The organism is Pseudoclavibacter sp. RFBG4 (genome assembly GCF_002931515.1).
Taxonomy (GTDB): domain Bacteria; phylum Actinomycetota; class Actinomycetes; order Actinomycetales; family Microbacteriaceae; genus Pseudoclavibacter.
In genome coordinates this window covers 21,094-33,853 of sequence record NZ_PSYC01000017.1, presented here as the reverse complement: position 1 = coordinate 33,853, position 12,760 = coordinate 21,094, and the positions used below count along the sequence as shown (strand labels likewise).

Annotated in this window: 11 protein-coding genes and 1 tRNA gene; 4 read left to right on the top strand and 8 right to left on the bottom strand. The window is 69.3% G+C overall.

Features of this window, described 5'->3' with window-relative positions; translation table 11 throughout:
* Positions 1 to 172: 172 nt before the first annotated feature.
* From C5E10_RS04345 to C5E10_RS04335, 3 genes are read right to left on the bottom strand one after another with little or no spacing between them, the layout of a single operon-like run.
* Positions 173 to 2,395: a YhgE/Pip domain-containing protein gene (locus C5E10_RS04345; protein ID WP_104330605.1), complete on the bottom strand. Its 2,223-nt coding sequence runs from the start codon at positions 2,393 to 2,395 to the stop codon at positions 173 to 175.
* Positions 2,392 to 5,352, bottom strand: a complete 2,961-nt coding sequence (locus C5E10_RS04340) for an MMPL family transporter (RefSeq protein WP_104330604.1) — start codon at positions 5,350 to 5,352, stop codon at positions 2,392 to 2,394. Before C5E10_RS04340 ends, C5E10_RS04345 begins: the two co-directional genes overlap by 4 nt.
* Before the next feature lie 29 nt (positions 5,353 to 5,381).
* Positions 5,382 to 5,978, bottom strand: a complete 597-nt coding sequence (locus tag C5E10_RS04335) for a TetR/AcrR family transcriptional regulator (protein WP_181062637.1) — start codon at positions 5,976 to 5,978, stop codon at positions 5,382 to 5,384.
* Positions 5,979 to 6,156: 178 nt separating this feature from the next.
* Between C5E10_RS04335 and C5E10_RS04330 the strand changes: the two genes are divergently transcribed.
* Both C5E10_RS04330 and C5E10_RS04325 read left to right on the top strand, forming a co-directional pair.
* Positions 6,157 to 6,348, top strand: coding sequence for a hypothetical protein (locus C5E10_RS04330; protein WP_104240410.1), 192 nt, complete (start codon positions 6,157 to 6,159; stop codon positions 6,346 to 6,348).
* Between the two features lie 253 nt (positions 6,349 to 6,601).
* Positions 6,602 to 7,111 carry a hypothetical protein gene (locus C5E10_RS04325; RefSeq protein WP_104330602.1) on the top strand — a complete coding sequence of 170 codons (510 nt, stop codon included), beginning with the start codon at positions 6,602 to 6,604 and terminating at the stop codon, positions 7,109 to 7,111.
* A 101-nt stretch (positions 7,112 to 7,212) separates the two neighbouring features.
* On the opposite strand, the gene C5E10_RS04320 is transcribed toward C5E10_RS04325, so the two are convergent.
* Both C5E10_RS04320 and C5E10_RS04315 read right to left on the bottom strand, forming a co-directional pair.
* A complete protein-coding gene (locus C5E10_RS04320) occupies positions 7,213 to 7,860 on the bottom strand; it encodes a vitamin K epoxide reductase family protein (RefSeq protein ID WP_104330601.1) in 648 nt (215 codons plus the stop codon).
* Positions 7,861 to 7,872: 12 nt separating this feature from the next.
* Positions 7,873 to 8,664 (bottom strand): thioredoxin domain-containing protein, encoded by a 792-nt coding sequence (locus tag C5E10_RS04315; RefSeq protein ID WP_104330600.1) that lies wholly within the window; start codon positions 8,662 to 8,664, stop codon positions 7,873 to 7,875.
* Positions 8,665 to 8,799: 135 nt separating this feature from the next.
* On the opposite strand from C5E10_RS04315, the gene C5E10_RS04310 reads away from it, so the two are divergent.
* The gene (locus tag C5E10_RS04310; RefSeq protein WP_104240406.1) at positions 8,800 to 10,062 is read left to right on the top strand and encodes an MFS transporter; all 1,263 of its coding nucleotides are present in this window, start codon (positions 8,800 to 8,802) and stop codon (positions 10,060 to 10,062) included.
* Between the two features lie 38 nt (positions 10,063 to 10,100).
* Here the strand turns inward: C5E10_RS04310 and C5E10_RS04305 are convergent, their stop codons facing one another.
* Together C5E10_RS04305 and C5E10_RS04300 are read right to left on the bottom strand one after the other, a co-directional pair.
* The gene (locus tag C5E10_RS04305) at positions 10,101 to 11,456 is read right to left on the bottom strand and encodes a D-arabinono-1,4-lactone oxidase (RefSeq protein ID WP_181062636.1); all 1,356 of its coding nucleotides are present in this window, start codon (positions 11,454 to 11,456) and stop codon (positions 10,101 to 10,103) included.
* A 179-nt stretch (positions 11,457 to 11,635) separates the two neighbouring features.
* Positions 11,636 to 11,708, bottom strand: a tRNA-Lys gene (locus C5E10_RS04300).
* Between the two features lie 89 nt (positions 11,709 to 11,797).
* Here C5E10_RS04300 and bcp point away from each other — a divergent pair.
* The gene (gene bcp, locus C5E10_RS04295; protein ID WP_104330598.1) at positions 11,798 to 12,277 is read left to right on the top strand and encodes a thioredoxin-dependent thiol peroxidase; all 480 of its coding nucleotides are present in this window, start codon (positions 11,798 to 11,800) and stop codon (positions 12,275 to 12,277) included.
* A gap of 14 nt (positions 12,278 to 12,291) precedes the next feature.
* Here the strand turns inward: bcp and C5E10_RS04290 are convergent, their stop codons facing one another.
* Positions 12,292 to 12,708: a hypothetical protein gene (locus C5E10_RS04290; RefSeq protein WP_104330597.1), complete on the bottom strand. Its 417-nt coding sequence runs from the start codon at positions 12,706 to 12,708 to the stop codon at positions 12,292 to 12,294.
* Positions 12,709 to 12,760 lie beyond the last annotated feature (52 nt).

The following is a 12,760-nucleotide window of genomic DNA, read 5'->3' as shown; positions in this document are numbered from 1 at the left end:
CTCCAGCCCGAGACAGGCGGGCGGGCCCGGGGTGACGAGGGCGGGGCCCGGGGTGACTGCGGGCGGGGCCCGGGGTGACTGCGGGTCCCGGGATGACGACGCCGGGCCCGGGGTGACTGCGGGTCCCGGATGACGAGGGCAGGCCCGGGAATGACGACGAAATCCCGGGGAGCTACGCGGCGACGAGCTCGCGTCGGCCGGCCGTGAGCCCAGCGACAAGCGACGGCTTCGAGCGGCGCCTGCGGCCGATGACCAGGCTGGCGCCCCCGAAGGCGACGGCGGCGATGACGAGCATGCCGACAGCGGCCATGACGACTCCGGAGGCAGTGCCTCCCGAGTAGGCGAGCTGCAGTCCGGCGGCGAGGTGGGTGCCGGGGAGCAGCCCCGACAGCATCTCGACGAAGGGCGATTTCAGCTCGAGCGGCACGAGTCCGCGCATGGCGAGCACCTGGATGCTCAGCAGGCCCATGGATGCCACGGCTGCGGCACGCCGACCCCAGAGCGTCGTGAAGAGCAGGTGCACCCCGATGAGGGCGAGCGCGCAGAGCGCTCCCAGTCCGAGCGTCGCGAACGCGGCCGTGACGGGAACACCCACGAAGCCGTGCGCGATGACCATGACGGCGAAGAGAACCGCGCTGAGCGGCAGGAGCATGCGCCTGGTCGCGTCGAGCAGGATGCGCCCGTTCGAGGCCATGGAGGCGTAGGCCTCGGTCGGCACGAGGCGCCGCATGAGCGTGGTCGCGAGGGCCGTGAGCCAGAGGGCGAGCGGCAGGATGAGGGTGGTGAGGATCTCGCCGAAGCTCACTTCGTGCTGCATGCTCTGGTTCGCCTGCACGGGGTTGGCAACCACTTCGGCGAGCGCGTCGGGGTCGCCGACGGCGTTCTCGGCCTGCGTGGCGCCGTCGCTCAGGCCCGTCGAGAGCTGGCTTGCGCCCGAGGTGAGCTCTCCGACGCCGTCCTGGATGGGCGCGACGCCGTCGACGAGCAGCTGCTGCCCGTCGCGGAGCTGCCCGAGCCCGGTCGCGAGTGCGCTGGCACCCGTCTCGAGCTGGGTGCCGCCGGTCACGAGCTGGGACGCGCCGCTCTCGAGTTCGTCGCCTGCCGTCGCGAGGTCAGAGGCTCCCGTGGTGAGGCTGCTGGAGCCGGCGGAGAGCTGCGTGGCCCCGGTGTTGAGCTGGTCGATGCCGTCGGCGAGCTGGACAAGGCCGGCGCCGAGGGTGGGCAGCTCGGATGCGCCCTCGGTCACGGCGGTGAGCTCGCCCGTCGCACTGTCGAGGGTCTCGACGAGGCCGTCGACGCCACCGGTCGTGCCGACGAGGCCCTTCAGCTGCGTCTCGCACTCGGTCTTGAGGGTCGGGTCGGCGAGCGCGGCGCACCAGGCGACGAGTCCGTCTGTTGAGTCGTTCAGGGCGACGAGGGCCGGCCTGATCTGCTCCTGATAGGTCGCGGTGCCTTGTGTGACGGCGGTCGAGTATCCCTCGAGCTGCGTGCCGGCATCCTGCAGCTGCTGGCCGCCTTCGCGGAGCCCTGGGGTCTGCACGGCGAGCTGGCCGATGCCGGCCGCGAGCTGGTCGGCGCCGCTCGTGTACTGGGTGACACCCGCTGAGAGCTGGTCGACGCCCGCCGTGTACTGGCTGATGCCGCTCGAGAGCTCGCCGACTCCGGACACGTAGGTGGTGACGCCGGTGGAGAGCTCGCCCGCGCCGTCGGCGCTCTGCACGAGTCCGGCCGAGAGCTCGTCCTGCCCGTCGGCGAACTGGGCGAGCCCGGAGCCGAGCTGCGTGCCGCCGTCGGCGAGCTGCGAGGCGCCGTCTGCCGCGTCGCGCAGCGAGGTCGCCGTCTGGCCGATGCCGTCGAAGAGCTGCACGGCGACCATCTCGGTCACCTGCGTGCCGAACTGGGCGGTGAGGGCGTCTGCGAGTCCGTTGGCGATTGCCGGGGAGAGGTAGTCGTGCGACTCGTCAGTGGTCACGTCGATCGTGGCCGGTTCCGCGCCATCGTCGGCAAGGCCGGTGATGCGCGCGGAGAAGTCCTCCGGGATGGTGACGACGACGTACGCGGAGCCGTCTTCCAGCGCTGCCTTGGCCGTGTCGGCGTTGGCGAGCTGCCAGTCGAAGCCCGTCGCCGTGTCGGGATCGGTGAGGGCGCTGACGACGAGGCGTCCGGCGATCACGGTCGTCTCCGTGCCGTCGGGCGCCGTCTGGGTCTGCAGCTGGTCGTTGTTGACGATCATCGCGGGGATCGCCGAGGTGCGCGCCTCCGCGCCGGCGAGGCCGGCGAAGTAGGCCCCCGCGACGACGAGCGGCACGAGGATGGCGACGAGCAGGTTGCGCAGGCGCCTCTGGCGCAGGGCCCGGCGATCGGCCGTGACGGCGTGGAGGACGGCGGCGCTCATGCGAGTGCTCCCTTGTGCGTGCTGGTTGCTGCTTGGGTGGATGCTGGGGTGCCGGTGGGTGCGCTCGGCTGGGCATCGAGGCGGATGCGCCCGGCGGGGCGGCGGACCTCTCCGAGGATGGCGGCGGGGTCGAGTCCGCTGGGAAGGCCGAGCACGATCGTCGTCTCCGGTGCGGCGAGCGAGCTCGCTTCGGCGAGCACGGCGGCGGCCAGGCGCGTCGTGACGTCCGGTTCGGCTCCGGGCCCGAGGTCGAGGACAAGCACTTCCGGCCCTTCGGCGAGCGCGATGCGGGCGAGCGCGACTCCTCTGGATGCCGGCCGCAGCTCGCCGAGGCTCGTCTCGGCGCTGACGTGCGGCGAGCCGTCACGCAGGCGGGCCGTGCCGGCCGAGATCTCGGACACTCCCTGGTCGATGAGTGCCGATGGCACGGCTCCCCCGGCGGCGCCGCGTCCGAGGCGGAGACGTTCCTCGAGGAGTGCGCCGACGGTGAGCTCCGCGGATCTGGCGTCGAGCGTCGACGCGTCGACGACGGCGACGCGCTGCATGAGCGCGCTCTCGTCTCCGGGAGTGAGGTGCCCGTGGGCGTGGGCGTGCCCGCTCACGGGGGCGATGCGTCCGGCGAGCGTCGCGGCGAGCAACCGCCGTTCGGCGAGCTGTCCTTCGACGAGCAGCACGCCGCCGCGCTCGATGCCGCCCGTGACGGGGCGTGTCGCCGCCGATTCGGAACCGGCGATGAGCGCGTCCATGGCGATGCCGTCTGGCTGGTCCCGCATCCATTCCGCGTTCTGGCGGTAGTGGCGAAGGTGCTCGCCCTCCACGTCGAGGTCGGGGAGGATGCGCTCGAGCCAGGCTGGCAGGGCCCACGCCCGCTTGCCGAGCATCGCCATGATGGCGGGCACGAGCGTCATGCGCACGAGGAACGCGTCGAAGAAGATCCCGGCCGCGAGGCCGAGGGCGATGGCTTTGATGACGCCGGCTCCCTCTGGCACGAAGGCGGCGAACACGAAGAACATGATGAGCGCGGCAGCGGTGACGACGCGCGCGCCGTTCGCGAAGCCGGTCTCGACCGCCTCCTTGGCGTTGCCGCCGCGAACGTAGGCCTCGCGCATCCCGGAGACGAGGAAGACCTCGTAGTCCATGGCCAACCCGAAGATGATGGCCATGAGCAGGATGGGCATGAAGCTGATGATGGGTCCGGGCACGACGTGCAGGGCGTCGGCGAACCATCCCCACTGGAAGATCGCGACGACCACTCCGAAGGCGGCGAAGACGCTCAGCAGGAAGCTCAGCGCCGCCTTGAGGGGAACGAGGATCGACCGGAACACCATCATGAGCAGGAAGAAGCTGAGCCCGACGACGACGGCCGCGAACGGCAGGAGCGCCTGGTTGAGGCGATCGGAGATGTCGAGCGCGATGGCGGTCGCCCCGGTCACCGAGGTCTTCATGCCGGTCTCGGCTTCGAGCTCGTCGCCGAGGTCGCGGATCTCGCCGACGACTCTCAGCGTCTCGTCGTCGTCCGGTCCGGTCGAGGGGACGACCTGGATGATCGCGGAGTCGACGGTCAGGTTCGGCAGCGGGTCGCCGACGGTGTCGATGCCGTCGACCTGCGCGACGCGGTCGGCGATGAGCTGCAGGTCGTCGAGCAGCGTGTCGTTGTCGCCCTGCGTGATGTCGACCATCACGATGAGCGGCCCGTTGGCCCCAGGGCCGAAGTGCTCGGAGACGAGGTCGTAGCCGATGTGCGCGACGCTGTCCTCGGGCTCGGAGGCGCCGGAGGGCAGTGCGAGCTTGAGGTCGAGGGCGGGGATGGCGAGCGTGCCGAGGATGGCGACGACCGCGAGCGCGAAGGCAAGCGGTGCTCGCATGACGAGTCGCACCCATCTCCTGCCCATGGTGGGCTTCGCGTTCGCGCCGGTCTCGCGGCGGAAGGCGCGCGACCCGGCCTTGGGCCGCATCCGCTCGCCCGCGAAGCCGAGGAGGGCTGGCACGAGGGTGATGACGGCGGCCATCGCCGCGAAGACCGCTGCGGCGGCGGCGATGCCCATGACGCTCAGGAACGGGATGCCGACGATCACCAGGCCGAGCAGGGCGATCATGACGGTCACGCCAGCGAAGACGACGGCGTTGCCCGCGGTACCGACGGCCGTGGCCGTGGACTCCTCCGGGTCCATGCCGGTGGCGAGCTGCGTGCGGTGGCGGGAGACGACGAAGAGTGCGTAGTCGATGCCGACGGCGAGGCCGATCATGACGGCGAGCAGCGGGGTGGCGCTCGAGACGACCACGAACTTCGCGGCGAAGAGGATCCCGCCCATCGTCACACCGACTCCGACGATCGCGGAGGCGAGCGGGAGGCCTGCGGCGAGCACCGACCCGAAGGCGACGAACAGCACGATGGCCGCGAACACCACGCCGATGACCTCGGTCGGGGTGAGGCCGTACTCGAGGTTCTGGAAGATCTGGCCGTCGAAGCCGACCTGCAGGCCGGACCCCTCGAGCGAGGTGCCGATCTCGGTGACCTCGTCGATCGTCGCCTCGCTGATGTCCTCGCTGGTGCCGTCGAACTGCACGCGGATGATGCCGGCTTCGGCATCGTCGGAGATCGCGTCGGTCGCGAACTCGGAGAATGGCGACAGCGCCTGGCTGACTCCGTCGAGCTCGCCGAGCCGGTCTGCCGCATCGTCGATGGCGCCACGGTAGGGCTCATCCTCGACGGAGTCACCCGCCGGCGTGACGACGACGATGCTCGCGCTCGCGCCTGCGGCCTCTGGGAACACCTCGCCGAGCCGGTCGAGCGCCGCCTGCGACTGGGTGCCGGGGATCGCGAACGACTCCTTGAGGGCACCTCCGGCAGCGACGCCGACGCCGAGCAGCACGGCGAGCAGCAGGATCCAGGCGGACAGGACGCGCCACGGGTGGCGGTAGGAGCCGCGGGCGATTCGGAAGAGGAGGAGGGCCATGGGTTCTTTGCCTGACTGTCGTCGGTCGACTACCGGCGCGTGGCCGAGATGAAGGTGAGGGCGGCGACCAGCTCGTCGCGTGTCGGCTCCGGCTTGTTGGCCTCGCCTGGGATGTTCTCGTTGGCGAGGCAGTAGGCGACTCCCGCGAGGCCGATCGCGATGCGCAGCGCTCGGTCCGGGTCGTCGTCCGAGAGTGCGACGACGAGCCGTTCGATGATGGGGTCGACTCGGGTGGCGATGAACTCGCCGGCCCCGGTGCTGCGGTGGTTCACGAACATGTGCACAGCGAGGCGGTGCTGCAGCAGGAAGTCGACGAAGGGGCCGACGAGGCGCTCGTCCTCCGTGCCGATGTCGAGGTGCTGCAGCGAGTCGACGAGCTCCTGGAACGCGCCGAGGGCTTCGAGCACTGCCTGCTCGAAGAGCCCCTGCTTCGAGCCGAAGTGGTAGAGGAGGTTGGCCTTCGTGTACCCGGCCTTGCTCGCGATCTCCTGCAGCGAGGCCCCTTCGTAGCCGTGCGCGGCGAACTCGACGAGTGCGGCTTGCTTGAGGAGGTCGGTCGGGTGCTTGCGCTGCCCTGCGTGGGGCGCTTCGGCCTGGGCCTTCTCAGCTGGGGGGATCTCGGTCACCCGCAGAGTCTATTGACCGAACGGTCAGACTTCAACCGATCGGTCAGGAAATGTGCGGTGGTGCTTCACGGCACTCTCCAAGATGCAGACAGACGACACCGCTAACCTGACCACGTCCACCAGAACGTCGGCGCGATCACAACGACGCGACCCCCGGCACAAGCAGGGAGCGGAAGCCATGCGCAAATTCCTCACCAACGGAGCGATCCTGTCCTCGATCTTCGGCATCGTGGGCGTCTTCCGACAGACCTCGATGGAGACCAAGCGCTGGCGCGCGGTGCTCGTCTGGCTCGCCTGGGGCATCTCGACGGCCCTCGCCATCAGCGCCGTCATGGACGACGCCAACCAGCGAAAGCTCGAGCTCGACTAACAATCCCGGCAGCGTGCGGCGTGTCTCTCGACTCGCCGCACGAACGCCGCGAGACTAGTGCCGTCTCATTCCGGGCCCAGATGACCTGTACCCGGAAGAAGAGCCCATATTCCCGGTGCAGAAAGGGGACTCCGTGTTCGGTTGGTTCCGCAAGCGGCGACACCCCGAGGGTGACGCCATGTCGACGACAGACTCGACACAGCCCACCCCCCAGCAGGGAGCCCCTACTCCCCCCGTTCTCCCCCAGCAGCCGATGAGCGCGATTCCCGCGCCGATCCCTGCAGTCTCGGCGCCGTCCGCGCGTCCGGCCATGCCACTCGGCGGGCACCCGAACTTCTCGGGGCTCGAGCGTCCCGGCAGCGAGCTGGAGCCTCCGCGCCTGCTCGAGCCGAGCGCCATCATGAGCGATGAGGCACGCGAGGAGCTCACGCTCCTCCTCGACGACATGTTCGGGGCAGAGGGCCGCTACCGACTCGAGTGGCGCCCGGACCGCGAGCCAGGCGACGACGCCATGTTCTCCGAGATCATGGTCGCCGACCTCGTGCGGCGCATCCAGAACACGCTCGGAACGGTTGCGGCGCTCGAAGCCGGCGATGCCGCTCCGGCCCGATTGACCCCCGTCAGCGAGCAGGAACGCCAGCGCGCCATCGAGACGTTTCTGAAGCCAGAGGAGTCACTCGAAGACCTCGTCGAGACGGTCACTCCTCGCCCCGCCGACATTGCCGCTCGGGCAGCCATGTCCGCAGAGCGGAAGATCGCCTGAGCCTTCACCGGCTGAGTCGTCACAGACTCTCCAGCTGAGCCGCACAGCAGAGAACCCCGGTCCGAACTTCGGACCGGGGTTCTTGCGTGCGCGCTGCGCGCCTAGAAGGCGAGGTAGGGCAGGAGCCCCGTGAAGATCACGGCGGCGACCACGAGGTACCAGACGATGATGATCGTCAGCAGGAACGGGGCGAGCTTCTCCCCCACGCGCTTGGCGCCTGCACCGAGGTGCCCGTGCGCCATGTTGAAGATGGTGCCGGTCGAGACGAGGGGGATCGTCGCGGCCCAGATGATCATGCACCACAGGCACAGGCGCGCGAGCTCGAAAGCGCTGTACCACTGCAGGTAGCTGACAAGCGCTGCAGCACCCACGAGCCCGACCTGGAACGCGACCCAGAACCAGCGACGGTAGCTCGCACCGGCAAGGATGCCCGCGCCGATCGCGACCGTCACCGCGAAGGTGACGAGGCCGATGATGATGTTCGGGAAGCCGAGGATCGCGCCGGCGGACGACTGCATGGCAGGCCCGCACGTGACGAAGACGTTCAGATCGCAGATGAGCGCCTGAGTCGGCTCCTGCAGCTTGTGGATGTACTCGACGGTCAGGAAGAAGCTCGCAAGCAGCCCCACGCCGCCGAAGACGACGAGCGCCCACGCCACGTTCTGGGGCGTTCGGACGAGCCAGGGCAGCTTGGCTGTGCCGCCCTGCTCGTCCTCGATGGTCTCTGCCGGTTCGGGAGAGCTCGCCATCTCGCGTGCCCGCTACTCGCCGGTGTTCGCGGTGCCGGCAAGCGCCATGAGCGTCTCGACGTCCGGAGGAGTCTGCTGCAGCTCGCCGTCCACGAAGATGCTCGGGGTGCCGGAGACGCCAGCCTCACGCGAGGCGGTCGTGTTCGAGGCGGCCCAGCCCGAGAACTCGCCGTTCGTCGCAGCTGCGAGCGCTTCCGGGTTCGTGACGCCCAGCTGGCTGAGCGCCGAGGAGTAGTCCGCGGGGCCCCAGCTGGTCTGTGTCTGTGCGGGGATGCCGAAGAGTCCGTCGTGCACCGCGAAGAAGGCGGAGGGCTCGTACGCCACAGTCGAGGCGATGGCTGCTGCGGCCTCGGCGCCGTACGGTGCGACGATGTTGATCGCGTGGTAGGTGACCTGGATGTCGCCGGCTGCGACGAGGTCGTTGTACACGGCCCCGGTCTGCTCGTGGTAGTCCACGCAGTGGGGGCACGAGTAGTCGTAGTAGTAGTCGATCTTGACCGGAGCATCCGCTGCGCCGACGACGATCGCCGAGTTGTCGACGACCTCGATGGGCTGCTCGACGGTCGAGCCGTCGAGGCGTGCGACGGCGACGTTCCCGTCAGCCGAGAGCTCGATCTTCTTGCCGAACCAGGTCGAGCCGAAGACGGCGAGCAGCACGATCGCGCCCAGCACGACGACGGCGCCGACGATGATGCCGACCTGCGTCAGCACGCGCGTGCGCTTGGCGCGCGCTTCCTCCTGCTTGCGGATGGCGTTGGCCTCCTCGCGAAGCTTCTGGATGTGTTCGCGGTTCTTGTCTGCCATTGCGGCTCTCCTCGGGTTCGACGACCGGCGTCATTGTACGTGAGATCATTTTGTGACCTTCACATAAATACTTGCGGCCACAACCATTACATTGTGCACCCCCGAGACCAAGACCACCCCCAGGGAGCAGCTGCCGTGAGTTCGATGTTCCGCTCGCTCCGTGAACGGAACTACCGCATCTGGTTCGCCGGGTCGCTGACGTCCAACGTCGGAACGTGGATGCAGCGCACCGCTCAGGCGTGGATCGTGCTGACCGAGCTCACCGACAACGACGCGACCGCGCTCGGCGTCGTCATGGCCCTGCAGTTCGGCCCCCAGCTGCTGCTCGCCCCCTACGCGGGGGTCATCGCCGACCGCGTGTCGAAGCGGAAGGTGCTCATCTGGACGCAGTCCGTCATGGCCGTGCTCGCGCTCGCGCTCGGCGCCATCGTCACTGCGGGCGTCGCCGAGCTCTGGCACGTGTACGTCTTCGCCCTGCTGCTCGGCTGTGCCGCGTCCCTCGACGCCCCAGCACGCCAGGCCTTCGTCTCCGAGGTCGTCGGACTCAAGCTGCTCTCGAACGCCGTGGCGCTCAACTCAGCCTCGTTCAACGGTGCCAGGATGATCGGCCCGGCGGTCGCCGGGGTCCTCACCGTGTTCATCGGCGCGGGCCCCGTGATCCTCGTCAACGCGCTCACCTACGTCGCCACGATCGCCGCGCTCCTGGCCATGCGCACCTCGGAGCTGCTGCCGTCTCCCCCGTCGAAGCGAGGCCGCGGCCAGATCCGGGAGGGCATCCGCTACGTCGCGAACCGCCCCGACATCGTCGCCGTGCTCGTGCTGGTGTTCCTCCTCGGCACCTTCGGCCTCAACTTCCCGATCTACACCGCGACGATGACGACCATGGAGTTCCAGGGCGGCGCCGACAGCTTCGGGCTGCTCTCCTCGATCCTGGCCATCGGCTCGCTCGGCGGTGCGCTGCTCGCCGCGAAACGGGAACGCGCCCGGTTCCGTGTGCTGCTCTCCTCGAGCGGGTTCTTCGCGCTCAGCTGCCTCGCGGCGGCGCTCGCGCCGACCTTCTGGCTGTTCGCTCTGGCACTCATCCCGATCGGCTTCACCTCGCTGAGCGCCATCACGACCGCGAACGCGCTCGTGCAGGGCAGCGTGGAGCCATCCATGCGAGGACGAGTGCTCTCGCTGTACATGGCGATCTTCCTCGGCGGAACCCCGATCGGCGCGCCCGTCGTGGGCTGGATCGTCGAGCTGTTCGGGCCGCGAGCCGCCCTGCTCGTGGGCGGCGCATCCGGAGCCGTCGGAGCCCTGCTCGCCGCCTGGATCCTGCATCGGGCCGGAGCGTTCAGATGGCGCGACAGGCCGTGGCGCCAGCCGGACGACCCGCGGGCCGACCAACCGCTCTGAGCGACCCTCAGCGCGCCCCGCAGGGCCGCGTGGGCCGCCTAGTGCGCCCCGAGGACCCGCGTGAGGTGGGCGTTGTCGAACACGCCTGCGGGGTCGAGTCGCTCCCGTGCGGTGTGGAAGTCGCCGAAGCGCGTGATGACGTGCTTGAACTCCTCGGCCCGCACCGTGTGGAAGCTCCCCCAGTGGGGCAGACCCCCGAGGCGGAGGAACAGGTCTTCTGCAGCGGTGAAGATGGGCCGAGCGTCGAGGGTCGACGGGACCCGGACGGCGATGTTGCCGACGGCCCTGCGGTAGGCGTTCGACAGGCACGCGTCGTCGGCGGCAGTCGTCGAGATGCGCACGGCGTATGGCAGGTTCAGGTGGGCGCGCTCGATGGTCTCGTCGAGGAAGCGAAGCACCTCTGGCGTCTCGGCGATGGGGAACGAGTACTCGAGCGACGCGAACCGCACCGGGGCGGGCTCCGCGAGCGCCCGCATGGGGCCGAGGGTCGATTCGCCCACCGGATGCACGCGGTTCGCGAGCCTGTTCACGGCGGGAGTCAGCAGCGGCAGCGACTTCGAGAGCCCGATCGCGAGCACTTCGCCAAGCGCACCGAACGAGGCAGAACGCCGTGACGGCGTCGGCTCGTCGGCGATCTCACCGGACTCGCGGAAACCCTGCGTCACGAACACCTCGTCGGTGTGCGGCCGCCAGCTCGCGGAGAAGTGGTCGGCCCCGGAGGCGAGGACCTCGAACTCGTCGACGAGCGCGCTCATGCGCATCTCCTCGGCGGAGGTGCGGATGCGGTAGCCGGGGACGATGCGGAACACGAGCTCCGTGAAGACGCCGAGCGCGCCGAGGCTGAGCTTGACCGATGGCCACAGTTCGAGATCCTGGTGGGCGCTGACCGTGACCAGCTCACCCGTGCCCGACACGAGAGTCGCCGAGACCAGCTGGGACGAGAGGCTCGCGAAGCGCGCCCCCGTGCCGTGGCTGCCCGTGGCGACGGCGCCGCCGAGCGTCACGGCCGGGTTGTTCGGGATGTTCTCGAGCTGCCAGCCATAGGACTCGAGGAGCGCCCCCGCCTCGGCGATCGTGGTGCCCGCGCCGAATGCGGCCTCTCGACTGTCGAGGTCGATCCAGTTCAGGCCGCGCAGCCCGCGCGCGTCGAGCAGGACATCAGGCGCTGCCGCGAGGGCGTTCGAGGTGTGGCTCGCACCGACCGGACGAACGTGTCTGCCACTCGCGTAGGCGTCCGCGACGATCTGCTGCACGTCTGCGGCGACCCGAGGAGCAACGATGCTCGAGGGGTTCGCCCGTGCGGTTCGCGGCCAGTTCGCCCACAGTTCACCGGGTGCATTCGTCACGGAATCCGCCTCCTCGTCGTCGGCGCGTTCCGCGCCAAGCCAGTGCATGCCCATTCTGCCAGCACCCAGCCTCCAAGAACGGCAGACCGGCGATGGGCTGGCCGACGGGGAGCCCCGCGGGTCGGTGCCAGAGCCGCGGACAGATGCCGGAGGCTGCCGACAGATGCGAGCCTGCGGACAGATGCAAGAAGGCCCGGTAGCTGGCGAGAGCTACCGGGCCTATCTCGTACACCCCCTCGGACTTGAACCGAGAACCCATTGATTAAGAGTCAATTGCTCTGCCAATTGAGCTAGAGGTGCATGTCGTTCCGTTTCCGTGGCGACCGAGAGAGCATAGCACTGTTTTGAACTCGAAGTCCAATCGGCCGCAACATGCCACGATTGAGGGCATGACGACAACAACTCCGGCCCGCCTCGAACCGGGCGCCAGCGCACCGGACTTCACCCTCACCGACCAGGACGGCAGCACCGTCTCCCTCGCCGACTTCCGCGGCAAGCGGGTCATCCTCTACACGTACCCGGAGGCTTTCACCCCCGGATGCACGGCTGAGGCCTGCGACTTCCGCGAGAGCGACGCTCCCCTGCGCGCCGCCGGCTACACGATCCTCGGCATCTCCTCGGACGACCCGGAGAAGCTGGCTGAGTTCCGGGAAGCGGAGCACCTCGACTTCACGCTCCTGAGCGACGCCGATCACGCGGTGCAGACCGCCTACGGCGCGTACGGCGAGCGCAACAAGTACGGACGGGTCGCGGTCGGCTCCATCCGCTCCACCTTCGTGATCGACGAGGAGGGACGCATCGTGCACGCGCTCTACAACGTTCGAGCTGCGGGCCACGTCGCCCGCATCCTCAAGCTGCTCGAGGTCTAGCAGCCGCTCGAGGCCTAGCGGGACTCGGCCAGCTCGTCGTCGTCGCGGTGCAGTGCACGACCGGTTGCCGGATGCACGGCCGCGACGACGCCGAGGAGGCTGACCACGGTCAGCGCCCAGCCGACCCAGACCGCGATATCGCCCTGGAGGAACACCCAGGCGACTGCCAGCTGCATGATCTGCCAGGTGATGGCGGCCCCGCGGACCCAGGAGCGCAGGCGGAGCGTTGCCACGGCGACGAGCGCCAGCAGGACGGCGCCGAGCAGCGACAGGCCAGCGAGCGCAAGGGATGACGCGAGGAACTCGGCCTCCTGCGCAGCCGTCTCGATGACGAGGAACACCGTCGCGGCGGCGAGGATCGCGGCCTCGAGCCCGAGGACTCCGGCGAGCAGCAGGACGGTCTTCGGGCGCTTGGTCGTGCCGATGCTCACGAATTACCCCTTGCCTGGAAAATCACGCTGTGGCAAAATCTTTCTCTAGGTA